Source organism: Nocardioides sp. Root240, from assembly GCF_001428825.1.
Lineage (GTDB): Bacteria > Actinomycetota > Actinomycetes > Propionibacteriales > Nocardioidaceae > Nocardioides.
This window is the reverse complement of the sequence record NZ_LMIT01000015.1, coordinates 325641-350402: the sequence shown is the minus strand read 5'-3', so window position 1 is coordinate 350402 and position 24762 is coordinate 325641. Positions and strand designations below refer to the sequence as shown.

16 protein-coding genes are annotated in these 24762 nt (G+C 71.7%); 2 read left to right on the top strand and 14 right to left on the bottom strand.

Translation table 11 applies throughout. The features are described from left to right. Positions 1-8: 8 nt before the first annotated feature. Both ASE20_RS22770 and ASE20_RS22765 read left to right on the top strand, forming a co-directional pair. Entirely contained in the window at positions 9-596 is a 588-nt protein-coding gene (locus ASE20_RS22770; RefSeq protein WP_056896849.1) for a TetR-like C-terminal domain-containing protein, read from the top strand. 66 nt (positions 597-662) lie between these two features. Beyond that, a complete protein-coding gene (locus ASE20_RS22765) occupies positions 663-1649 on the top strand; it encodes a type IV toxin-antitoxin system AbiEi family antitoxin (protein ID WP_056896848.1) in 987 nt (328 codons plus the stop codon). Between the two features lie 855 nt (positions 1650-2504). Here ASE20_RS22765 and ASE20_RS22755 read toward each other — a convergent pair. The 14 genes from ASE20_RS22755 to ASE20_RS22690 all read right to left on the bottom strand — a co-directional run bounded on the left by ASE20_RS22755 (position 2505) and on the right by ASE20_RS22690 (position 24663). After that, entirely contained in the window at positions 2505-5459 is a 2955-nt protein-coding gene (locus ASE20_RS22755) for a S8 family serine peptidase (RefSeq protein ID WP_162260966.1), read from the bottom strand. Between the two features lie 116 nt (positions 5460-5575). Then, a complete protein-coding gene (locus tag ASE20_RS22750) occupies positions 5576-6289 on the bottom strand; it encodes a carbon-nitrogen hydrolase family protein (protein WP_056896845.1) in 714 nt (237 codons plus the stop codon). A 13-nt stretch (positions 6290-6302) separates the two neighbouring features. Next, entirely contained in the window at positions 6303-7409 is a 1107-nt protein-coding gene (locus ASE20_RS22745) for a GuaB3 family IMP dehydrogenase-related protein (protein WP_056896844.1), read from the bottom strand. Positions 7410-7443: 34 nt separating this feature from the next. After that, the gene (locus ASE20_RS22740; RefSeq protein WP_056896843.1) at positions 7444-8043 is read right to left on the bottom strand and encodes a hypothetical protein; all 600 of its coding nucleotides are present in this window, start codon (positions 8041-8043) and stop codon (positions 7444-7446) included. A gap of 27 nt (positions 8044-8070) precedes the next feature. Beyond that, positions 8071-9051: a phosphate ABC transporter ATP-binding protein gene (locus tag ASE20_RS22735; protein ID WP_082612801.1), complete on the bottom strand. Its 981-nt coding sequence runs from the start codon at positions 9049-9051 to the stop codon at positions 8071-8073. Between the two features lie 26 nt (positions 9052-9077). Next, a complete protein-coding gene (locus tag ASE20_RS22730; RefSeq protein ID WP_056896842.1) occupies positions 9078-10043 on the bottom strand; it encodes a sortase in 966 nt (321 codons plus the stop codon). After that, positions 10040-11818, bottom strand: a complete 1779-nt coding sequence (locus ASE20_RS22725; protein ID WP_056896841.1) for a substrate-binding domain-containing protein — start codon at positions 11816-11818, stop codon at positions 10040-10042. Before ASE20_RS22725 ends, ASE20_RS22730 begins: the two co-directional genes overlap by 4 nt. Beyond that, on the bottom strand, positions 11815-13125 hold the full coding sequence (locus tag ASE20_RS22720) for a PstA family ABC transporter permease (RefSeq protein WP_082612799.1): 1311 nt from the start codon (positions 13123-13125) through the stop codon (positions 11815-11817). The genes ASE20_RS22725 and ASE20_RS22720 overlap by 4 nt, the downstream gene beginning before the upstream one ends. After that, positions 13125-14150 (bottom strand): phosphate ABC transporter permease subunit PstC, encoded by a 1026-nt coding sequence (pstC, locus tag ASE20_RS22715; RefSeq protein WP_056896840.1) that lies wholly within the window; start codon positions 14148-14150, stop codon positions 13125-13127. Before pstC ends, ASE20_RS22720 begins: the two co-directional genes overlap by 1 nt. Continuing rightward, entirely contained in the window at positions 14147-16909 is a 2763-nt protein-coding gene (locus tag ASE20_RS22710) for a hypothetical protein (RefSeq protein WP_056896839.1), read from the bottom strand. Before ASE20_RS22710 ends, pstC begins: the two co-directional genes overlap by 4 nt. Positions 16910-16943: 34 nt before the next feature. After that, a complete protein-coding gene (locus ASE20_RS22705; protein ID WP_056896838.1) occupies positions 16944-18662 on the bottom strand; it encodes an Ig-like domain-containing protein in 1719 nt (572 codons plus the stop codon). Positions 18663-18742: 80 nt separating this feature from the next. Then, positions 18743-20380 carry an Ig-like domain-containing protein gene (locus ASE20_RS22700; RefSeq protein ID WP_157538311.1) on the bottom strand — a complete coding sequence of 546 codons (1638 nt, stop codon included), beginning with the start codon at positions 20378-20380 and terminating at the stop codon, positions 18743-18745. Next, complete coding sequence (locus tag ASE20_RS22695; protein ID WP_056896836.1) at positions 20377-22611, bottom strand: hypothetical protein; 2235 nt, start codon at positions 22609-22611, stop codon at positions 20377-20379. The genes ASE20_RS22700 and ASE20_RS22695 overlap by 4 nt, the downstream gene beginning before the upstream one ends. A gap of 126 nt (positions 22612-22737) precedes the next feature. After that, positions 22738-24663 (bottom strand): Ig-like domain-containing protein, encoded by a 1926-nt coding sequence (locus tag ASE20_RS22690; protein ID WP_056896835.1) that lies wholly within the window; start codon positions 24661-24663, stop codon positions 22738-22740. Between the last annotated feature and the right edge of the window lie 99 nt (positions 24664-24762).

Genomic DNA, 24762 nt, shown 5'->3' with positions numbered 1-24762 from the left:
AAGAGGTCATGGGGACACGTTCTTCCACCCGGACGACGGGTCGCCCGCGGGACCCGCGGATCGAGCAGGCCGCGGTCGCCGCGGTCCGCGAGCTGCTGGCCGAGGGCGGGTACGCCGCCGTCACCGGCACCGCCGTCGCCGCCCGCGCCGGGACGACGAAGGCGGCGCTCTACCGCCGCTGGCCCGCCCTCCCCCACCTCGTCCACGAGGCCGTGTTCCCCGGCGAGCTGGCACTCGGCACCGACCTCGAGGCCGACCTCGACGCGGTGGTCGCCCGGCTCGTCAGCGGCACCCGCGACGCCCTGTGCAGCCCGGTCGCGGTGGCCGCGCTGCCGGGCCTGCTCGCCGAGGCCAGCACCTACCCCGACCTGCACGCCAGCATGATCCGGCGCTTCTCCGGCGTGCTGGTCGCGATGGACGAGCGGCTACGTCAGGCCATGGCTGCGGGCGAGGCCCACCCCGACGCGCGCGCCGACGACCTGGTGCAGCTCGTGGTCGGCACCGTCATCGCCGCGATCCTGCTGACGCCCGGCGCGCTCGACGACGCGTGGGCCGACCGGCTGACGCGGTCGGTACTGCGGAGCCTGCGTCCCTAACTGTTCAATATTTCGCGCAGTTCAGTTATTCTGAACGTGCGCCTGAACTGAACACAAGGAGTGATCGTGAGCCCGTACGCCCCTGTCGCGCACCGCATCGAGGAGCTCGGCATCAGGATCTCCACCGGCCGAGTACACACCAGCACCTCGCGGGTCGGCGAGCTGGATGCCACCTTGGCGAGGGGGCGGTCGCATCAGGCCTATCACGTCGCACACGGAGACCGGGTCGCCCTCTCTGACATCACTCGGGTCACCGGCAAGTCCGACGCGCCCTTGTTGGTCTGGAGCATCGTGATCCCCCCGCGCACCGCTGAGGCCTACCGGCGGATGGGGGTGCAGTATGCCGACGCCGCCGGAAACGCCTGGCTTGAGTTCGGCGACGTCCTCATCGACATCCGAGGACGGCGGCCTGTGGAAGAAATGCACCCGCGTCCCCTCGACAAACGGTCCACCAACCTCTTCAGCGCAGGCCGGTCGAAGGTGATCTTCGCCCTGCTCACGTGGCCACACCTGTGGGAGGCCAGCAAGCGCGAGCTGGCACACGTCGCCGGAGTGTCCGTGGGCTTGGCACACGACTCGATCACCCTGCTCGAGCAATCGGGCTACGGAAAATACTCACGCATGTCCCGGAACCACGGCCTGCTCGACCCGTGGGCCGCTGCTTACGCGACGGCCCTGGCACCGCAGATCACGTTGGGAAGCTACCGCGGCGACTTCGGCGCCGTGGTCACCACCCGGGAGTCCGGCGAGGTCCTCGTCAGCGGAGAGTCGGCGGCCAAGGACCTGATCCGACCGACCACGTTGACCCTCTACGTCGAGCAGCCCGACCCCCGACTGCCGGTCGCGAACAGGTGGCGCGCCGACGGAGAGCCGACCATCTTCGTCCGTCGTAGGTTCTGGCACGCACCCGACGAGCGTCAAGATCATCCGCCGGGCTTGGGCTTGCGCGACGCACCGTGGACGATCGTCTACGCCGATCTGGTTAGCAACGACGACCCTCGCCTCCAGAACGTCGCGCGGGAATGGCGGGACCGGCATGCTGACCCTTCCTGATCCCGGCGCCTCAGTGCTCGCCCCGCTCCAGGTCGTCGTCGAGGATTTACGGGCGGCCTGCCCGGAGCTTCCACCCGAGTCGATCATGCTCGTCGGCGCTCACTGCCGCGATGTGCTGCACGCGGCGCTCGGCCACGAATCTCCCACGTCGACCACCACTGACCTCGACCTGGCGCTCGCACTGTCGTCGTGGACCACCTACGAGACCATCACGACGGCGTTCCAGCCCGTCGGGTCGAACCAGATCCGGTACCGGATCGCATCGATGCCCGTGGACCTCATCGCCTTCGGCGCCGTCGAGGCCCCTACCGGAACGGTGACGCCACCGCCCCGGGACGAGGCCATGAGCGTGTGGGCATTCGAGGAGATCTTCGCCGGATCGTTACCGCTCGCACTCGACGGCATGACCATCCGCATCCCCGATCCTGCTGGATACACGGCGGCCAAGCTCATGGCCTGGCTGGACCGATCAGCATGGGGCGAGACGAGAGACGCCCGGGACATCGCCCTCGCACTCCACTGGTACGCGGAGTCGCCGTCCGTGCAGCAACGCCTGTGGGAGACCGACAGAGGAAACGACCTCTTGGTCGCGGAGAGTTCAGACCTCTCCCGATCGGCGGCGAGGCTCCTCGGCGAGGACGTTGTCGCGGTGATCGGACCGGAGCGCAGCGCAGAACTGGTAACACGGTGGCCGGGCGACCAGGTCATGCTGACCCACCACTTGATCAACACGACTCCGACGCCTTGGCAGCAAAGCCGCAGGGATGAGCTTGTCGATGCGCTGACACGTGGGCTCACCNCCCGCGGGCCGGGGATCACTCCCCGGCCCGCCGTGCTGAAGGTGTCGCCGCGGGCTCAGCCCACCGACAGGTAGGTGAAGCTGGTCGTGCCCGCGTAGTTGATGACGCCGAAGTACCGCTTGGCCGGGTCGAGACCGGTCCAGCTCGCGGTCAGGGTGGTGTCGACGCCCTGGGTGACCGACGCCGGGTCGGGCGCGACCGAGGCGTTCCCGGCCGAAGCCGCGTCCACCACGAAGTTGGCCAGGCCGTAGCCGGTCGAGCCGCCCGGGGTCGAGAACCCGTTGACGTAGACGTCGTAGGTGCCCGCCGCAGGGTCGAGCATCGTGACCTCCTCATCGGCCGCGCTGGACGCCGACAGCGCCACGAGCTCGCCGTCCTGGTAGGCGTACAGGTCGAGGTCGGCCGTGTCGTCGTTCGCGTCGAGCGAGAACCGGGCGGCTCTCGTCCCGGCCGGGACGACGACGTGGTAGACCTTCGTGCCCGCGTCCGCCACCGGGTTCTCCGCGTCGAACGCCGAGGTCGCCACCGAGTCCGCGGTCGGGGTCACGCCGGTCAGCCCGGACACGGTGCTGCTCAGGGCACCGGTGAAGCCGGGGGTCACGTCGAACTCCTGGCTGCCCGTGGCGCTGGCGTCGGCGTGCACCTCGTGCGGGGCAGCGACCCCGACCGGGCGCAGCGCGATCGGGGAGCGCACGTCGTGCACCCCGTCGGTCCACGTCAGTGCGCCGGTGGTGAACGCGTCGAACGCGGCGTCGGTCCGGGCGAAGGTGACAGTGAACGTCTGCGTCGCGCCCGGGGCGAGCGTGAGCTGGCTGGGCGTGACCGTCACGTCGAAGCCCGGCACGTTCGCGTCGGCGGTGTAGGTCGCCTCCGTGCTGCCGACGTTCTTCACCGTGCGCGTCACCGAGGCGACGCCCGGCACCGAGCCGACGGCGATGGACGCCTGGTTGAGGTCCGGCGCGGACAGCGGCGTCAGCGTGTCGTTCGGCGGTGCGAAGGTGACGCCCAGGCCCACCAGGTAGCGCCGGTAGTCGGTCGCCGTGGTCGGGTAGACGAGACCCGGGTCGTCCGCGTCGTTCGGCACGACGAAGCCGGCACCCTGCGCGAACGGGTCGTTCGCGCTGGACACGGTGTCCCTGGCGCTGGTCATGATGGCCGACTTGATCTCCGACGGCAGCCAGCTCGGGTGCCGCGCCTTGATCAGGGCGCCGATGCCCGCGATGTGCGGGGAGGCCATCGACGTACCCGAGATGAAGTCGAAGCTCCGACCGTGGTTGAACGGAGGTGCGACCGCCGCGAGGACGTCGACGCCCGGCGCCGCGATGTCGGGCTTCAGGATGTCGCCGCCCGTTGTCGTGGACGGGCCGCGCGAGGAGAACTCGGCGATCTCCGGGACCTGCGGCGCCGCCGCGAGCTCGCCGGCCGTCAACGGCACGATCCTGGCCGTGGCCGCCGCACCGTTGGCAGCGATGTAGGCCTTGATCGCGGCGCCGTCGGTGTCCACCACGTGCACGGCCGGGATCGGGTGGTAGTCACCGTTGATCGAGTTCGGCGAGACGTTCGCCAGCACGAGGCCGACACCCCCGGCCCGCTTGACCTCGAAGCCCTTCGCGATCCGGTCGTTGACACCACGGTCGCAGACCACGATCTTGCCGACCGCCTTGGCCGGGTCGAGCGTTCCCTCGATGCACCGGTTCGCGTCGACGACGGTCGCGCCGGCCAGCTTCACGCTGGCCGAGGTCACGATCCGGGTCGGGGTCGGCAGGGTGCCGGTGGTCGAGGCGCCGACGTAGCGAGCCCCGTTGCCGAGCTCGACGACGTTGAACGCGCGCCGGAAGGTGGCCGCGGCGACCGTCGTCAGCCAGGGCGAGGGGTGGTCGAGGGTGCTGGCGCCGGGGCCGGAGTTGCCGGCCGAGTTGGCGACGAAGACCCCCGCGTTGGACGCGGCGCGGAACGCCTGCTCCACCGGGTCCAGCACGCCGGACTCCGAGGTGCCGCCGATCGAGTAGTTGATGACGTCGACGCCGTCGGCGACGGCCTGGTTGATCGCCGCCACGCTGTCGGAGTTGAAGCAGCCGTCCGGGACGCCCTTCCCCGACCAGCACACCTTGTACGCCGCGACCTTCGCGCCCGGCGCCATGCCCGACACGGAGCCGAGGCTGCGCCCGTCGATCGAGGCCGGCACGTTGGCGCGGCCTGCGGCCGTCGACGCGGTGTGGGAGCCGTGGCCGTCGCCGTCGCGCGGGGACAGGTAGTCCGACTTGGCGATGAGCTTCTTGCCGAACGCGGCGTAGTAGTAGCGCGCGCCGACCAGCTTGTCGTTGCAGGCCAGGTTCTTGTCGAACTGCTCGCCGGAGACGCACGTCCCGTGCCACGTCGAGGGCACCGGGATCCCGGTGCCACCCGCGAACGAGGCGGACTCGGGCCAGATGCCGGTGTCGAGGACACCGACGACGAGCCCGGCACCCGCCTTCGACTGGCCCCCGCTGAACCGCGACCACAGGCCGCCCGGGGCCGTCAGGCCGAGGAACTCCGGCGAGTACGACGTGTCCGGGTGGCGCAGCTGGTCGCGGCTCAGTGCCAGCACGCCCGGCGTCTTCGCCAGCTGGTTCGCCTGCTTGGCACTGAGCTGTGCTGCAACCGCGTTGTTGGTCACCGTGTAGTCGTAGACCTTGGTGGCCCCGACCTTCGCCAGCACGGCGTCGTGACGAGTCGTGAGGTGTCGGCTCCACGCCTTGGCGGCCGCGGAGCGCACGTTCACCTTCCGGCCGCGCGCCGGCTGGGTCGCCGCGAAGCCCTTGGCGTAGCCGGTGTAGCTGGCGACCGGCTCGTCGGCGAAGGTCACGATGTAGCGACCGGCGGTGTAGGGACGGGCACCGGCAGGACTGGCGTCGGCCACCGGGGCCGGCGCCGCGGCGGTGGGCTGCGCGGAGACGGGTGCGAGACCGAGCGCCGTGGTGGCGACGACCCCGACGAGTGCGGCACGCAGGGACAAGGACCTCTGAGTCACGGATTCCCCCTCATTCTCCCGGACACGGACGTCCCCGAGGGACGGGGGTCGAGAGTCCGATGAACGCAAGACAGCGCTGAGCACAGCCTCCGCCTGTGCCCGGACCAGGTCAAGGGTCAGGAACCCACGGAAGAGAGGGAGGCGAGGGCGATGCCCTCCTCGGCGCCGAGGCGCGCGAGCAGTTCGGCGTCGGGGCCGTAGATCGCCGAGCACCCGATGAAGGTGTGGGTGCCGCAGCGACCGGTCAGGCCGGCGACGACGACCGGGAAGCGGTGGTCGAGGGCGCGGGCGGCGTAGGTGACGTCCATGCGGCGGGCGCCACCGGGGAAGTACGCGGCGGAGCACAGGTACGCCGAGGCTCCGGCGGCAGCCGCCGCCGCGGCGTGGGACGGGACGCTGCCGTCGCGGCAGATCGACAGGGCCAGGCGGTGCCCGTCGACGACGACCTCCGCCCCGGCACGACCGGCGACGAACCAGGTCGGCTCGTCGCCGTCCAGGTGCTGCTTGTCGTACGGCGCCGTGGTGGTGCCGTCGGGCTCGACGACGACCGACGAGAGGGTTCGGCCGTGTGGGCGGAGCAGCGCCGCCGACGCCACCACGGTGGTGCCGTACGCGGCCGCGGCCTCCCGCAGGGGGTCGAGCACCCCGCCGGCCAGGTCGTCGAGGGTCGGCAGGCTGCCGGCGAACACGCTGGCGTCGTACCCGGTCAGGAAGGCCTCGGGCAGCACGACCACCCGGGCCTGGGCCTGTCGGACGAGCCGGGCAGCCGTGGCGACGTTGGACGCGAGGTCTCCCGCGCGCGACTCGGCCTGTGCGGCGGCGACGATCAACGCAGCGACGACCTCAGCTGGAGACGACCTCGACCCGCTGGAACTCCTTGAGCTCGGTGTAGCCGGTCGTGGCCATCGAGCGCTTGAGCGCACCGATCAGGTTCATGGTGCCGTCGGCGACGCGGGAGGGCCCGAACAGGATCTCCTCGATGGTGCCGACCTGGTCGAACTGCACCCGCTGGCCGCGTGGCAGGTCCGCGTGGTGCGCCTCGGCGCCCCAGTGGAAACCGCGGCCGGGGGCGTCGGTGGCGCGCGCGAAGGGCGAGCCGACCATCACGGCGTCGGCGCCGCAGGCGATCGCCTTGGCGAGGTCGCCGGACGTGCCGATGGAGCCGTCGGCGATGACGTGGACGTAGCGGCCGCCCGACTCGTCGAGGTAGTCGCGGCGGGCCGCGGCGACGTCGGCGACGGCCGAGGCCATCGGGACCGAGATGCCCAGGACGGTGCGGGTGGTGTGGGCGGCACCGCCGCCGAAGCCGACGAGCACGCCGGCCGCGCCGGTGCGCATCAGGTGGAGCGCGGCCTGGTGGGTCGCGCAACCGCCGACGATGACCGGGACGTCGAGCTCGTAGATGAACTCCTTGAGGTTCAGCGGCTCGGCCTGGCTCGACACGTGCTCGGCGGACACCGTGGTGCCGCGGATGACGAACAGGTCGACGCCCGCGTCGGTCACCGTCTTGGCGAACTCCTTGGTGCGCTGCGGCGACAGCGAGCCGGCGACGGTCACGCCGGCCTCACGCACCGCACGCAGCCGCTCGGTGATCAGCTCGGCCTTGATCGGCTCGTCGTAGATCTCCTGGAGGCGACGGGTGGCCTCGACGCCCTGCAGGCCGGCGACCTCTTCGAGCAACGGCTCGGGGTCGTCGTAGCGCGTCCAGAGGCCCTCGAGGTTGAGCACGCCGAGGCCGCCGTGCTGGCCGATCGCGACCGCGGTGGCGGGCGACATGACCGAGTCCATCGGGGCGGCGAGGATCGGCAGCGAGAAGCGGTAGGCGTCGATCTGCCAGTCGACGCTGACCTCCTCGGGGTCGCGCGTGCGCCGGGACGGCACGATGGCGATGTCGTCGAAGGAGTACGCGCGGCGGGCCCGCTTGGCTCGGCCGATCTCGATGTCGCTCACCGGAGAAGGGTACCGGGGGCCTCCGGCGGAGCCGTCAGGACGCGGCGTCCGCGAACGGGGCCGCGATCACGTCGTGCACCTGCGACTTCCAGCGGGCCAGCGCGATGATGGCAGCCAGGCTCTCCCCCACGTCCTCGGTCGGGACGAGGTGGTGGTCCGGCAGCCCGACGAACACCGGCTGCACGCCGTCGTGCACCGCCCACGCCGGGACCAGCCGGCCCGGCAGGAAGGCGAGCGCGACCCGCAGCCGGCCGATCTTGAGCGGCAGCCTGCGGGTGTTCTCGACCGCGGTGGCGACATCGGCGCGTGGCCGCGCGTCGATCGCGAACGCCCGCTGCCGTACGGCGAGCCGCCAGAACACGAGCGCGTCGCCCGTCCGTCGCCGGGGCGCCACCAGGCTGTCCTGGTGGCGCACCCAGCCCTCGATGACCGGGTCAGCGACCGGGGTGGCGATGCGCGTGAAGACGAACTTCGCGCGCTGCCCCGAGGCCGCCAGCGTCTTGGCGTGCCGGCTGTGCACCGGCTTCCAGCCGCTGATCGGGCCGCCGTCGACCCAGTGGGCGGGCGCACCCGCGAGGCGCTCCAGGACGCGGGGATCGAGTCCCCCGAGGACGGTCGTGGTGTCGTGCGGCATCGCGCCGCCTCCGTAGGGTCGGGTTGCTCATCCGAAGCGTCCGTGGACGTAGTCGGACGTGCGCGGGTCCCGAGGAGAGTTGAACATGGCCTCGGTGTCACCGTGCTCGACGATGACACCGGGGGTGTTCATGGCAGCGAGGAAGAACGCGCACCGGTCGGAGACACGTGCCGCCTGCTGCATGTTGTGCGTGACGATGACGATCGTGACCTGCCCGCGCAGCTCGGCGATCGTCTCCTCCACGCGGCGCGTCGAGGTCGGGTCGAGGGCCGAGCAGGGCTCGTCCATCAGCAGGACCTCGGGGGCGATGGCCATCGCGCGAGCGATGCAGAGCCGCTGCTGCTGACCACCGGAGAGACCGCCACCGGGCTGGTGCAGCCGATCCTTGACCTCGTCCCACAGCGACGCCTTGCGCAGCGAGTCCTCGACGAGGAAGTCCTTCTCCCCCTTGCTGGCCTTGAGGCCCGTCAGGGCGAGGGAGGCGATCGTGTTCTCGTAGATGGACATCGCCGGGAACGGGTTGGGCTTCTGGAAGACCATGCCGATCCGGCGGCGCGCGTGGGTGACCCGCTGGTCGGGGCCGTAGATGTCCTCGTCGCCGAGGAGGACCTGCCCGGACAGCGACGCCGACGGGACCAGCTCGTGCATCCGGTTGAGGATGCGCAGGAAGGTCGACTTCCCGCAGCCGGACGGGCCGATCAGGGCGGTGACCTCACCGGCGGGCATCGTCAGCGAGACCCGGTCGAGCACCTTGCGCTCGCCGAACCAGGCGGTGATGTCGTCGGCGCGCAGCTCGGCGGCGTTGCCGGCACCGACCCGCTGGGCGATCACGTCGGTCAGCGGGGCGTAGCCCTCGGCCGGGGCCGGGCGCTCGCTGCGGCCGCGGGCACCGAAGAGGCGGCGCCGGGTCGCCCCGTCAGCCGGGGCGTCGACGACGGCGGGCACCGCGGGGATGGTCTGGGTCGCGTCGTCCAGCGCCGGGAGCGGTGGTGCGTCGTACTCGGTCATGGTGGTTCCTGTCGGGGTGGGCCGGACTACAGGGTGTTCGGCAGCAGGTCGGTCACGCGGTCGGCGCAGGCGAGCGCCAGCATCGCGATGACGGGGACGAAGACGATCCAGGTCGCCAGGCGGTTCCAGCGCTTGGCCGCCCAGACCGCGGCGACCGAGGCCGCGACCAGGAGCTGGATCAGCCAGGACAGTGAGAAGACCCGGCTGGTGTCGCCGGAGAGCACCCGCTCGTCCGGCTTGACGTAGCCCTCGGCGATCGCGATGGACGGGCGCGGGAAGACCGGGGTGGTCAGCTCGGCGTCGACCATGGTCACGCCGCTGGGCTGGAAGGGCCGGCCGGAGGACGTGATCATCGTGAGCCGGCCGTCCTTGCCCGGCTCCAGCGCCGGCAGGTCCTGCTGCCCGTGGCGGGCGCCGATGACGGAGTACTCCGAGGTGCCCTGGCCGGTGCTGACGCGGATCGTGTCACCGGGCTGCAGCTTGTCGATCCAGCGGAAGGCGCCGCCGTACGCCGACGCCCGGCCGACCAGCACGGACGCGCCCGCCTGGCCGGGGTACGGCGTGTCGAACCGGTGCCCGATGCCGAGCTTGGTCTGCCGCGAGCTGGATCCCTCGACCACGACCTCGCGCAGCTCGAGCCGCGGGATCTCCAGCAGGGCGATCGGCGTGCCGGCCTCGACCAGCTCACCGTCGACGTCGCGCTGGCCGATCGGCACCGAGCCCTCGGCGATCGTCAGCCGCAGCTGGTCGTACAGCTTGTTCTGCGAGGTGAAGTGCTGCACCTGGCTGATCACGGTCAGGTTGAGCAGCAGGGCGAGCAGGACGACCGACAGCATCGACAGTGCGTACGACGCCACGACCAGCCGCCAGTCCGTCGGCGCCGGGTTCGCGACCCGCTCGACCTTGGGCATCCGCGCGCGGAGGGCCGCCCCCGGACCGGTCCGCTCCCGGCGGCGGTCCTTGCGCTGCGGCGCCTCGGGGGCGGCCGTCATGGCGCACCCGGGCTCGCGGTCGGCGGGGCCGGCGGGTCGGCCGACACCGGCGGGGTGCCGGCGACGCGGCGCGGCGCACGGGTACCGCCGTCGAGCGCACGGGCCGCGATCGGCGGGCCCAGCACGAGCAGGGCGACCAGCAGCGCACTGATGAGCAGCGCGAGCTGCGCGGTGCCCCAGGTCTTCTGGCGGGTGAGGTTGTAGGGGTTGGCGCTCGCGTTCGGGTCGCCGGTGCCGGCACCCGAGCCCTGGTCTCCGGTGCACAGTCCGGTCACGGGGTCACAGCTGGTGCCCCCGGCAGCCGGGCCGGCGCCCGGCCCTGCCCCGGTCCCGTCGCCGCCCGTCCCCGTCGTACCGGGTCCGGAGGTGCCGGTGCCGCCCGTCGTGCCGGTGCCGTTGCCGGTCGGGTTCTTTCCGGGTCCGCCCGTTCCGATCGCGTTGATCCACGGCGCCTGGCAGGCGGCGTCGCACCCCTCCGGGAAGGGGGCGCTCTTGATCAGCTGGTTGTTGCTCGGGCTGTCGCCGGGCTTGAAGGTCGGGTTGTTGCAGGGGTTGGCTCCGCCGGTCTTCACGCCGTTCTTGGTGGCGGCGATCTTGGCCTTGGTGTCGGCGCCGATGCCGGGCACCTTCTGCACCTGGTCGAGCGCCGCCAGCACCAGGTTCATCGGCAGCGGCGAGTAGCCCAGGCGTCCCATCGTCTGCTGGCCCTCGCAGAGCACGAACTGCTCGAAGTAGGCCAGCGTCGTGCCCTTGGCCTTGTCGAAGTTTCCTCGGGTCTCGGTCGGCTCGATCATGTAGGAGTAGGCCGACAGGGGGTAGCTGCGCGGGTCCTTGTAGGGGTAGACCGCGGCCAGGTCCTGCGACAGGTAGTTGTCGGAGGCCTTGTTGTTGTTGATCTTCGCCTGGGTCAGCGCCACGGCGACGGCGTACTGGTCCGGCAGGGTGAAGTAGCCGGCGGCGTTCTTGATCTGCGCCGACGGGAAGCCGAGGTTCTGCGCGTAGGAGTACTCGTCGTAGTTGATCGTGTACTCGGTGTTCGAGGTGTAGGTCGTGACACCCACGGAGCCGGTCTGGGCGACGAAGTTGCTCAGGTTCTTGGTCGGGAAGTACGACGTCGCGTGCTTGCCGTCGCAACCGCCGGTCGTGGAGCAGAGCGCCTTGTACTGCGCGGGGAACTGCCGCAGCATCCACAGCGTGAACTGAGCCGTCGCGCCCGAGCCGTCGGCGCGCACCACGACGGTGATCCGCTGCTGCGGGATCGCCTTGCCCGGGTTGGTCGCCTTGATCGCCGGGTCGTTCCACTGGGTGATCTGACCGCTGAAGATCTTGGCCAGCGTGAGCTGGTCGAGCTTGAGCTCCTTGAACTGCTGGCCGGTGACCTTGAGGTTGTACATGAACGCGGTCCCGCCGGCGACGACCGGCAGCATGGCGTAGCTGAAGTCCGGCCGGACGTTGTCCTTCGGGTCGGCCGTGTCGCCGGTGTAGGGGATCTCGGAGACGGCGAAGTCGGCGAGGCCGTTGGCGAAGTCCTTGCGCCCCTGCGACGAGCCGGCGTTGTTGTAGTTGACGGTGACGCTCTGGGCCTTGATGGCGGCCTTCCAGTCGTCCACCGCGTTGCCGGCCCACGACGAGCCCGAGCCCGAGATGGGTGCCGTCGGTGCGGCCGCCCGCGGCATCGCGAGGGCCGGTGCGGCGGCGCTCAGCGCGACCAGCGCGGCGGCGACGACCCCGACGCGCAGCCGGCGGGTGCGTGACCTGGGGGTGCGGTCGGTCATGACGGGTGGTCTCCTCGGGAGTCGAGCGAGTGGGCTGCGCGGAGCAGCTCGAGCTGGTGGCGGATCACGTCGTGGTTGGACTCGACGCGCCCCTGGTCGCGCCGCGAGCGCGCCATCCTGCGGCGCAGCTGGCGGACGCTGAGCTCACCGGCCCGCTGGCCGCCGATGAGCCGGGCGAGGGTGAAGAGGATCAGGACCACGATCAGCAGCAGCGCCGCCGTCGCGAAGCCACGCGTGACGAACGAGGGCTGCGGGGCCTTGATGAACTCGAGCGCCTGCAGCGGCAGCGAGGTCTGCGGCCCGCTGAACGGGTTCCAGTTCGTGTTGGAGGTGACCCCGGCGGTGAGCAGGACCGGCGCGGTCTCGCCGATGCCGTGGGCCGTACCGAGGATGATCGCGGTGGTCAGTCCGGAGCGCACCGTCGGCAGCACCACGTGCCGTACGACGGCCCACTGGCCACCCCCGAGGGCGAGACCGGCCTCGCGGAGGTTGCCCGGCACCAGTCGCAGCACGACGTCCGCCGACCGGATCATGATCGGCAGCATGAGGACCGTCAGCGCCAGCGCCGCGGCGATGCCGTTCTGCTCCTTGGTGAACAGCAGGATCACCGTCGAGTAGACGAACAGTCCCGCCACGACGGACGGCAGCGCGGTCATCGCCTCGACCACGGTCCGCACGAAGCGCGCGAAGCGGCCCTTGACCTCGGAGAGGAACAGCGCGGTCGCCGTACCGAGGGGGACGGTGATGACCAGCGCGATGCCGATCTGCTCGAGCGTCCCGACGAGGGCATGGAAGACACCGCCCTCGGTGATCGGCGACAGCGGACCGGCCAGGCCCATGTCGCTCGTGATGAAGTTGTGCCGCAGGTCGGTCCAGTCCATCTGGCGGTAGACGCCCCAGCCGCGGACGAAGACGTAGGCGATCACCATGCCCAGGACGCCGGTGACGAGGGCACCGGTCGACCACAGCAGGACCTGCCAGAACCGGTCCGTGACGGCCCGCTTGTCCTCGGTCAGGCTGATCAGCACGCAGTAGTAGACGATGAACAGCACGAAGGTCAGCAGCGGGACCCAGCCCATCCCGAGCATCCCGAGGACCGGCCCGATGAGCAGGGCCGTGGCCAGCGCGGCCGCGACGGCGCCGGGCAGCGAGTAGCGCTCGTGCTGCGACGCGCCGACGCGGACCCGGTCCGGCTCGTGCTCCAGCGGCGGCAGGGTCTCGCGCGGCAGGACCGTGGTCGGCACCCGCCCCGCCTGCGGGGTTGCATCGATGGTGTGGTCGACGGTGGGGTCGATCGTGTGCGTCATCATCCCTCGCTGTCGGCGCCGGAGCGCGATCGGGAGATGATCGACGAGGCGGTGAAGTTGACGAACATGGTCAGGATGAACAGCGCCAGGCCGGCGGACATGAGGGCGGACATCGAGAAGTCGTTCGCCTCGCCGTACCGCTGCGCGATCATGGCGGCGATCGTGACCGCGCCGTTCTCGAGGATGCGGAACTTGATCTCGAAGAGCGGCGAGATGATCAGGTAGACCGCGATGGTCTCGCCGAGCGCACGGCCCAGGCCGAGCATCACGGCGCCGATCATGCCGCCCTTGCCGAAGGGCAGCACGACGTTGCGGATCATCCCCCACTTGGTGGCGCCGAGGGCGAAGGCGCCCTCCTTCTCCCCCTGCGGTGCGCGCGAGAAGGACTCGACCATGATCGACGTCTGGATCGGGATCACCATCAGCGACACGATGATGCCGGCGATGAAGAAGGACGACGTGTAGAGCGCCGGGTTCGGCAACGCGTTGCTCGGGTCGACGCCCCGGACGTCGAAGATCGGGATCCAGCCGAAGTACTTCGCCAGGAACTCGGCGAAGGGCACCACGTGGGTCTGGAAGTAGGCCAGGCCCCAGACGCCGTAGACCAGCGACGGCACGGCGGCCATCAGGTCGACCATGCCGGTCATCAGCCGGCGGAGCCGGCCGGTCGCGACCTCGGTGATGAACAGCGCCGCCCCGATCGACAGCGGTACGGCGACGGTGAGCGCCACCAGCGCGATGACGATCGAGCCGGGGAGCACCGCGGCGATCCCGAAGCTGTTGTTCTCCGGCGACCACTCCTGGGTGGTCACCCACTTGCCCACCCCGACCGAGCTGATCGCGTCGACGGAGTTGACCGTGAGGAAGACACCGATCAGGACCATGAGCGCCAGCACGATGCCGCCGGCGGCCCGGCTGGTGTGCCGGAAGACCTGGTCCGTCGGGGCGTGGATCACCGGCACCTTGCGGGCGACGGCGTCGTCGGCGCCCGCCTCCGGGTAGTCCGGGAGGACGGTGGCGGTCATCGGCCCACCGCGAATCGTCCACGCAGGCGCATGACGGGCCCGGCCAGGCCGGCGACGAGCGCCAGGCTGAACCCGAGCGGGACCACCCACCAGTCCCAGGTGTCGGTGCTCGCCGACACCGTCATGATCTGGTCGGTCGACGTCGCCGGACCGGGGGCGTCGGTCGCCCCGGCCTTCGGGCCGCCGGCCGGGTCGACCTCGGGCGCCGGGTCGGCGACGGCCGGCGTGCTGCCGGGGTCGTCGCCCTCGTCGTCGTCGTTCGGGTCGACGACGACCGGCACCGCCTTGCGCAGCTCGGCGATGCCTGCCCGGGCCTGCGTGCGCAGCGTCTCCGAGAGGGGCGCGTAGCCCGGGGGCAGCTCGCCGGCCTCGAACCCGGGGACCTGGCCCCGGGTGGTGACGAAGTCGAGTGCGTCGGCGTACACCTTGCGGTCGGCGAGCGGCAGCGTCGGGTCGATCGCGGCGTAGACCGGAAGGGTCAGCGGGTAGGCGCCGCTGGCGAGGTCGGTGCCACCGGCGACGTACCAACCCGCGTCGTCCTTGGTGAACCGGTCCGCTGCCTTGCGCAGCGAGCCGACGTCGGCGCCCACGCACTGGCCGCCGTCGCTCGAGCACAGCTGCGCGGTCGGCACCCGCCACCGCGCGGCGGACGCGGTGTCGGTGATCGCCAGCAGGTTGAGCTCCGCCGGGTTCTGCCGCTTCTTGTCCGCCTTGTACTTGCCCGGCGCGGGCTGGCAGGTCTCGTCCTCGTTGGTCGGGCACCAGCCGAGCAGGCTGTTGACCGGGATGTGGCCACGGCCGACCTCACGGCCGGACGCCGGCATCGAGTCGACCCGCGGCATCAGGTCCGTGAGCGTGTACGCCGATTTCGTGACCTCGCCGCCCGCTCCGAGGATCGGCGGGATCTCCTGCCAGGTCGGCATCGGGTACGGCGAGCCGGCGGGCGGGTACGAGACGGCGCCGTCGACGTAGGCCGAGGACTTCTTGGTCGCCTCGCGGTCGGCGTCGGCCTGCCGCTCGAGGGCGTCCTTGTCGTCCTCGCAGCCGACGTAGGTGCGCGTGGAGTAGAACGGGTTGACGGTGAGCCCGTCGGGGTCGGGGCACCCGTTGAGGAAGGCCCGGGCGTCGGGGTCGCTGAGCAGCCACTGCCAGACCCTGGTGGCGGCGTCGGAACGCATCGCCTCGAGGATCAGGTGGTCGGTCCGGTCGCCGGCGTTCGACGCCATGTGGCGCAGCTGCGGGTTGAGCCGCTTGAACTCGGGGTCGTCCAGCAGGAACTTCGGGCGCTTGCGCGTGCCCCAGGCGGGGAGCGGCAGGCGCACGGAGTCGTCGAGGATCGACAGGTAGTAGGACTGCGTGAGCAGCTTGGCGACCAGCCGCGCGTCGAGCTTCAGGTCACGCACCGGCGTGCCCGCCCTGGCGTGGTCCGCCCGCAGGGCGGCGAGGTCGTCGTACCCGCACTGGGTGGCGCCCTCGTCGGTCGTCGGCGCGTTCTGCGCGCAGGCCGGTTGGTAGGTGAGCTGGTAGGCCACCGTCGGCGCCGCGAGCGCGACCGGCACCGGGACGGCTGCCTTGTCCGGCCGCTCCGACGTCAGGATCGCCGCGTTCTGGCCGGCGACGTACTGGCTGCGGCCGACCGGGTCGCCGAGCTGGCTGTAGCCCAGTGCGATGTCGCGCGCGCCGCACACCCCGGGCACCCAGGACTCGGCCGCGTTGGTCAGCATCTCCGAGCCACCGATCAGGGTGCGCGACGTACCGCCGGGGCAACCGACCGAGATCTTGCGGAAGTCGAGCTTCACCTGGAGTCGCTGCGCCCACACCGACGGCGAGATCGCGCCGGTGCTGGGGAGCACGTCCACCACCCGCGGTACGACCACCAGCCAGCACGAGCCGGTGCTGGCCGCGTCGGAGCGCTTCCCGCAGCCCAGTCCGTAGGACTCGACCGTGGTCTGCATCTCGAACTGGCGCTGGGCGGTGCCGGCCGAGGTCACCGAGATGTTGGAGAACTCGTTGGTCATGTTGCGGTCGAAGAAGGGGTTCTTGCCCTCCTCCCCGTCCACGCTGCGCCCGGTGATGGCCGTGAAGGGGACCCAGCCCTTGTTGTAGTGCTCCTGCCAGTCACCGCCGACGGCGAGGGTGTCGTCGAGGATCCGCCGCTCCTCGCGGCTGCGGCCCACCGTCACGTCCGGACCACCGGCACCGAACTGGCAGGTCGCGGGGTCCGGGTTCGCGGCACCGGGGTCCGGCTTGCCGGTGTCGGTGAGACCGCCCCAGCACTGGAAGACCTGGAAGGACGCCCGGGACTCCAGCGCGCCGGCGGTGACACGGTCGGCCTTCACGCCGCTGATGTCGATCGACACCGACTGGTTGACCAGGTCCTGGGTCTGGGACACCGTGACCGACAGGTCCTTGAAGTAGTCGACGTACGGCTGGGTCACCGACGCCTTGATGTCGTCGTAGGTGCGCAGCGCGCCGGTGTCCGGGTCCTTGGTGTGCGGGATCCGCTGTCCGCCGTCCCGCGGGACGATGCTGGACGCCGGGTTGCCCCCGTTGTCCCAGCGCACGGTGATCGCGCTGTCGCTCGAGAGCGTGCCCTGCGATCCCCAGTCGGAACCGTCGTCGACCTTGCCCGAGGCACCCGCCGGCGCGGAGACTCCGGTGAGTCCCGTGCCGGCGAGTGCCAGGCCGACGACGGCCAGGGCGATCCGGGACCAGCGGAACGGCGTGCTGGCCGAACCGCCGGTGGCGGTGTTCTTCATGCGGGTTGTCCCCTGGTGGTGCGTCGGTCCGCGATCAGCGGACGGTGTAGGCCGGAAGGGCCTTCGATGCAGTGGCGACGGTGGAGCTGCCCGAGTACTTCACCTTGACGACGGTGCGGCCCTTGACCGCGGCGGGCAGCGTGATCGTGACCTTGCCCGCCCGCAGGGTGCCCTTGAGGATCTTGGTCGCTCCGGTCGCCGGGTCCCAGGTGACCGTCACGGTGCCGGTCGGCACCAGGCCGGTCGCCTTGACCGTGATGACCAGCTTGGCCCGCACGCCCTTGCGGACCGTGGTCGGCGTGCGGACGGCCGTGACGGTCGGCGTCGCCTTGGCGATGGTCCTGGCGACGGTCGCCGACGTGGCCGCGTTGTAGCCAGCGCTGCTCGGGGCGAAAGTGGCCGATAGCGAGCGCGCGCCGACCTTGAGCGCGAGCGTGGCGACGGCCTTGCCCGTGCTCGCCGAGACGGGGGCCGAGCCGAGCGCGGTGGTGCCGTCGAAGAAGGTCACCGTGCCGGTCGCGCCGATCGGGGTGATCGCCGCGGTCAGCGTCTGCTTGTAGCCCGCCTTGAGGGTGCCCGTCACCGCGAGCACGGCCTTGCTGGAGGTGACCGTCCGGTTGTTGCTGGTCGCCGCGGTGTACTTGGTGGCGCCGGCGGTGTCGGGCGTGTAGACCGCCTGGAACTGTTGCGCGTCGCCCGGGACCAGGCCGGTGACGTCGTACGACGCCGTGCCGGAGGCCGTCACCGGGACCGGCGATCCGACAGGGGTGAACGAGCCCGTGGGGTTGTTCTTCGGCTTCGCCGAGAACTGGACGGTGCCGGTGGCGTCGGTCAGCGTCGCGCCGCCGGTGCCCTTGAGGGTCGCGGTGACGGTGGCGGTGGTGCCGCTCCACGTCGTACCGAGGGAGAGGTCGGGCGCCTCGAGGGCGCTGGTGATCAGGTAGCCGCCGGAGGTCGCGACACCGGCGTGGCCGGCGTCGCCGACCTCCGGGTCGACCTGCGTCGTGAAGTTGAACCACGCGGCGACCGCACGGCCGTCCGCACCACGGTGCACGATCGGCAGACCGCCCTGGGTGCCGTCGATCTGGACGAAGACCAGGCTCATCTCCTGGCCTGCCGCCCAGCGGTTGAGGATCGACTTGCCGCGCGGGTGCGCGGAGACCGGCACACCGGGACGCAACGCGTCGTGCATGACCAGGTCGTCGGAGGAGGCGATCTGGGCAGGGCCGCCATCGGCCACCCATGCCTCGTGCTCGGCGAGCGTCGAGACGACCATCACCTGGTCGAGCGCGGGGTTGGCCGAACCGGTCCAGCCGCCCATGCCGTTGTTGCCGTCCACCGTGAAGTAGTCGTAGGCGTCGCCGATGCTCTCGCCGGCCGTGACGACCGGGCGCTCGGCGGAGCCGTCCGCCGACTTCGGCACGAAGGCGACGGCGAACGAGCTCGAGTCCGAGACGCCCTCCCACTTCGCGAGCCACGCGGCCTCGCCGGCGGACAGGTCGGAGGAGATGTAGGTGCCCTGGTCGTGGTTCGGGCCCTCGTGGCCCCAGAACCCGGAACCGTTGATCCGGTTGGCCGGGTCGTAGGTCGGCGCTCCGGCCTCGGTGAACATCTCGACGATCGAACCCGTCGGGTTGGCAGCGTTCGCGGCCGGCTCGACGGCGACCAGGCCGATCGAGCCGAGGGTCGCGGCGGCGACAGCACCGGCGATGAGCCGGTGAGGGCGCCGCACGACAGACTGCATGCGGGACATGGGTGGTCCTCCAAGGACGTCAGAAAGACAAGGCAGCCCGAGATTCAGGAGAAGTGAGCCCTACGCGGGTGTCCGGTTGGTTAATCGATGGTGAAGGTGACCATGCCCGTGTAGTGACCGGGTGGTGTCGATACCGGCGCGCGGAGCATCAGCACGCCTGACAGCTCGACCGTCCCGGGTCCCGCGGTGAGGTTCATCACGGGCTTCGGGTCGAGCCCGAGGCCGAGCGCGCCGGCCGCAGCGGCCTCGACCGGAGGGAAGGCACCCGGGCGATCCACCGGTGCGGCGGTGCCCGAGCCGGTCCGGATGTCGGCGACGAGGTGCACCAGGCCGAGGTTCTGGGCGTTGATGACGGCACCGTTCGCGCCGGTCAGGTTCGTCGCCAGCGCGGCCAGCTCCCAGGGCAGCCCGCCGGCGCGGGTGTCGGACACGAGCACCCCGTCGAACGGGACCGAGCTCGTGTACGTCGCCGCGTCGGGCGCCATCGTCAGCCGGCCGAGGTCGAGCGGATGGTCCGGCGTGTAGGGCGTCGACACGACCAGCATGCCCTCGGGCACACCGTCGCCCGCCCGTCCGCCGGACGGACGGGGCGCTGCGTCCACCACCTCCACCGGGGTCGGCGGGGAGGACGAGCCCGCCCACGCGGCACCGTCCCGCGGCCGGAAGACCGCTGTCAGGGTGTGGTGCCCCGGGCTCGGCGTCCACGACCACGCGGCCACCCCGTCGGCGTCGAGGGCGACGACGGCCAGCACGTCGGTCCCGTCGCGGACCTCGACCGTGCCGTCCGCGGCCGGGACCACCGCCGCGGTGAGCGGCACGGGGACACCGGCGGTCAGGGGCCCGGAGGGCACCGACAGCACGGTCATCGTCGCGGCGCCGCTCCCGGCGGGCGTCGTACCGGATCCGAGCTGGTAGGCGCCCGACGTGGCGACACCCGGATGGTCGGCGTCGCCGACCGCGGGGTCGACCGCCGTGGTGAAGCTGACCCACGCGGCCTGTGCACGCCCCTGGCTGGCGTCGACGACCGGGACGCCGTCGACCAGCTCCCCAGTGGTCCTCACGGCTACTGCCGACATGCGCTGGCCGGCCGCCCACCGGTCGAGGATCGACCTCCCCCGCGGGTGCGCGGCCTCTGGTGCGCCGGGCAGGTCGGTGTCGCGCACGACCAGGTCGTCGGACGACGCCGCCTGCGCCGGTCGTCCGTCGGCCACCCAGTCGTCCCACTCGGCCTGGGTCGACACGAGCAGGACCTGGTCGTCGGCCGGGTGCGCGGGATCGCCCTGCAACGGCGTCTGGAGGCCGGCCCGGGTGAAGTACGGGTACGCCTCCGCGACGGTCTGCCCGGCGGTCACCTCCGGTGCCTCGGCCGAGCCGTCGGTCGACGTCGGGGTGAACACCAGGGCGAAGTCGGCCATCGAGGCGCCCGACCCGAACTGCCCCAGGAAGCCGGCGCCGCCGTCGGTCAGGTCCGCCGACAGCACGGTCGCACCTTCGCGCGCCGGCCCCTCGTGGCCCCAGAAGCCGCCATCGTCGACGGCCGTGGCCGGGTCGCCCGCCGTGTCGGTGGCGAGGAAGAGGTCACCGGCACCGGGGTCCGGTGCTGCTCCGGCGGCCGGTCCTGCTGCCGGACCGACGGCCAGGCCGACGAGGGCGACCAGCACCGCCCCGAGCCGGGCCAGACCCCCGCGCGTGGCCGCACCGCGGGGGTCCCGGCTCAAGGTCGGTCCACCCGTCCTCGCAGGAGCGAGGTGGCGGCGAGGAATCCCCCGACCGCGATGAGCAACCCGACGATCGGCCAGGCCCAGCCGGAGCCGGTCCACAACGTGCCGAACGACGCGGACTCGTCGATCACCGACGACGAGCCGGTCGCGGACGCGGCGGGCGTGCCGTCCGGCGTACCGGTGGCTGCGTCGCCGGCGTCCGGGGAAGTCGCGCCCTTCTTGCCGTTCACCTCGGCGGACGGGTCCTTCGAGACCTCCGACGGCTTCTTCGGCAGCACGCTGGCGCCGAGGACGTGGTAGCCGGCCGAGGTCCGCACCGACGGGTCGTCCTTGCCCGCCACCGTGCGGAAGGTCAGCCACGCCGACCGAGCGCGGCCGTCGTCGGCGACCGCGACGATCGGGACGTCGTTCTCGTCGAAGCCGTCGTACTGGAACATGACGAGGCTGAGCTTCTCCCCCGCCGGCCAGCGGTTCTGGATCGACCTGCCCGACGGGTGCGCGGAGACCGGTTCGCCGTCGACGAGCGCGTCGTGGGCGACCAGCTTGTCGTCGTACACCTGGGCGGGCGAGCCGAACTTGATCCAGTCCGCGAACTCCGCCTTGGTGTGGACCACGGCCACCTGGTCCGTGTAGGGCTCTCCGGTGCCAGCCCAGCCGACGCCGAGGCTGAAGTCGGTGAACCACTCGAAGACGTCGGCCGCGGTCTGGCCCTTGGTCACCTTCGGCCGCTCGGTCGTGCCGTCGGCGCTGGCGCGCACGAACGCGATCCCGATGTTGTTGAAGTCGGTGATGCCGAAGCGCTTCATCCAGAAGGCCTGGGAGGCATCGGTGATCCTGCCGCTCGAGTCGGTCAGGTCGGCCACGACGAAGGTGCCGAGCTTGCCGTCCTTGCCCTCGTGGCCCCAGACGCCGTCGGTGATCGCGCGCTCCGGGTCACCGGTCAGCTTGCCGGTCTCGAGGAAGATCTTGCCGCCCCCGGGCTTCGAGACGTCGGCGTGTGCTGCGGGCACGAACGCCGCGACCGCCGCCACGAGAAAGGTCGCCAGGCCGATGACGGCGACGCGGGCGACCGGTTGCGGCTCCGGCGCGGGCTTGCCCGTCCTGCGCCGCCGGCCACCGTGGACCTTGACGCGCGCGCCCCGCCAGCGCCGGAGGCCGAGGGCCAGGAGCAGCAGGAGCAGGAGGACGACCACGACCGCCGCGACGATCCACTGCCACGCCCACACCTCGACGCTTCCCTGGACGGGCGTGCGGTCGGCCGGCACGGTGTCGTCGACCGGCACCGGGATGAGCGAGACGAGGGGCGTGAGCGGGCCCGCGGAGAAGTTGCCCTCGACCGTCTGGCTCACCGAGAGGGTCGCGCCCGGCAGCAGGTCGGCGACCGGTGCCGGCCGCACGATGATGTCGTCGCGGAACGGGCGCTGCAGGTTGACGAGCTGCGCGGCGTTCATGCGGACGTTGCCGGTGTTGCGGACGTCGTAGGTGACGGTGACCGAGTCCCGCCCGTGGGCCTCCGGGCTCCAGTCGTACGACGCGTGCAGGTTCTCGACCGCGAGCTGCGGCTCGAGGTCACCCGACAGCCGGAAGTAGGTGCGCAGGCCGATCCGCTGGTCGAACTTGATCCGCGCGCCGTCGGCGTCCTTGCCCGTCGAGACGAGGGACGCGATCACACCGCCGACGTGGTCGCCGGGCGTCGCGTCGAGCGGGATCCGGGCCTCGAGGGGGACGTCCACCCGGCCGTAGTCGCCGCCCTTGCGTCCCGGCACCGTGATCCGTGCGCGGGCGACCAGCTTCCTCGAGCCCGGCGCCCTCAGCCGGAACCAGGAGCCGGCGTCGCTCGGCGTCGCGTCCCCCGCCTTCAGCCCGAAGGCACCGTCGGTGCCCTGCACCGCGTCGGTCACGTAGACGTTCAGGGCGATCGGCTCGGTGCCGTAGTTGATCAGCGCGACGGTGTCGCGGACCGCGCCACCGGGGCCCGAGAGGTACTGCAGGTAGGGGCGGCCGTCGACGACCTGGTCCTCGGGTACGGCGTGCGCCGGCCCGATGCCGAAGGTGATGTTGTCGGAGCGGTCGACCGGCGCGTCGGTCGCGCCGTCGGTCGCGCCGTCGGTCGGTGCCGACGGTGTCGGGTCGGCGACCGCGGGAGCGGCCGTGCCGCCGACGGTGCCGGACAGCAGCGCCGCGACGACGAGGAGGGTGGCCAGCAGGGGCCGGAGGAGAGTGCGCATTCTGGGGGCGTCCGTTTCTGTGGGTGGATCCCCACCCCGGGGGCGGTGTCGCTGGGTCGGGCGCCGGAGCGCCCGACCCAGCTCAGGAGGCCCGTCGGCCTCCTCCGCCCCCAAGGCGGTCCTGGGTCAGGAAACCGTGAACGTCACGGTGCCCGTGTAGTGGCCGGCCTGCGTCGAGGTCGGGGCCTGGATGGTGAGCAGGCCCTTGTACTCGACCGTGCCGGTGCCGGGAGCCGCACGACGAAGGACCTCGTGGCCCGTCGTACCACCGAGGCCGAGGGCGCCGGCGTCGCTGGCGGCCACGGCGTTCGCCGCCTGGACGTCGGTCGCCGTGAGCACGCCCACGCCGCTGGTGCCCGGCTGCTCCGCCAGGTTCGTGAGGCCGACGTTCTGGCCGTTGATGGTGCCGCCCAGCGGCTCGCTGAGGGCGCCCGCGAGGGCAGTCAGGGTCCACGGGAGGCCACCCGCACGGGTGTCGGTCACGATGATGTGCTCGAACGCAGCAGACCCGGTGTACATGGTGTTGGTGGGGTTCAGCTTGAGCGGGTCGGCGACCAGCGGCGTCGAGGGGTCACCGTCGACGACGAGCGGGTTGGTGGGCGTGTACGGCGTCGAGATGGTGATCGCACCGGCGTCGACGTCGGCCACGATGGTCTGCTCGTCCGGGACCGGCTGGTTGGCCGGGTACGAAACCGTGGCGAGCTGCGCCGACGACGTCGACGGCGTGAACGCGGCCGGGTTGGCCGGGATGAACGCCGCGGAGATGTTGTGGCCACCGCCGACGGCCGTCCAGCTGGTGGAGGCGACGCCCGAGACCAGCGGGACCGGCGAGCCGAAGTTCACGCCGTCGGCCTTGAACTGGACCGCACCGACGGCAGAGGTCGGCGTGACCGACGCCGTCACCGGGACGGAGTCGCCGGAGGCGATGGCGCCGGCTGGGATGCTGACCACGGTCGTCGTCGCGACGGCCGGGGTGGCGGTCGTCGTGAACGGCACGGCCGAGGAGGTCGAGGCCGCGTAGGCCGCGGTGTCCGCCGGGGCGAACGCCGCGGTCAGGTTGTGCGAGCCGGCCGGGAGCGACGCCGTGATCGCGGCGGAGCCGCCGGAGACCGGGGCGGAGCCGACGGTCGTGCTGCCGTCCTTGAACGTGACGGTGCCGGCAGCAGCCGGGGACACGGTCGCGGTCAGGTGCAGCGTGGCGGTCTCCAGCTGCGGCGACGTCTCGGTGACCGCCAGGGAGGTGGTGGTCGTCGTGGCCGGCGCGACGGCGAAGTTGTAGGCACCCGAGGTGGCGATGCCCGAGGTGGTGCCGATGGCGGGGTCGACGGCGGTGGTGAACGGGACCCACGCCGCCTCGGCGTGGCCGGTGGAGGCGTCGATGACCGGGATGCCGTTGACGAACGCTCCGGTGGTCTTGACGATGACCGCCGACATGTTCTGGCCCGCGGCCCAGCGGTTCAGGATCGACTTGCCCTTCGGGTGCGCCGAGACCGGTGCGCCCGGGCGGACGGCGTCGTGCAGCACCAGGTCGTTGGACGAGGCGATCTGCGACGGCTTGCCGTCAGCGGTCCAGTCGGCCCACTCGGCGGCGGTCGACACCAGGAGGACCTGGTCGTTCGACGGGTTGGACGCACCCTGCATCGCGGTGGCGAAGCCGATCTCGGTGAAGTACGGGTAGGCGTCGGCCACGGTCTGGCCGGCGGTCACGGTGGGCTCCTCGGCCGAGCCGTTGGCCGAGGTCGGCACGAAGACGAGAGCGAAGTTGTCGGTGTTGCCCCCGAACGCGGCGGCGAGGGCGGCACCACCGTCGGTCAGGTCACCGGAGACGGTGGTCGCCTCGAGGTGGGAGGCACCCTCGTGGCCCCAGCGGCCACCGCCGACGATCTTGTTGGCGGGGTCGCCAGTCAGGTTGGTCTCGAAGAAGAGCTCGTAGTTCGAGCCCGTGGGGTTCGCCGCGTCGGCCGCGGGGGCCAGGGCGAGGAGGGCGGCCGGGACCGCGGTCGCGGCGAGGCCGGCCACGATGCGGCGGCGCCGCGTGAAGGTAGAGCGCATTGCTACTGTCTCCTGTTGATGTGTCATTGCATCTGAGGGATGGGTGATGCATTCCGTCCGCGCAGGCGGACGACAGCCGCGTCGCTGCTACGACGCGGC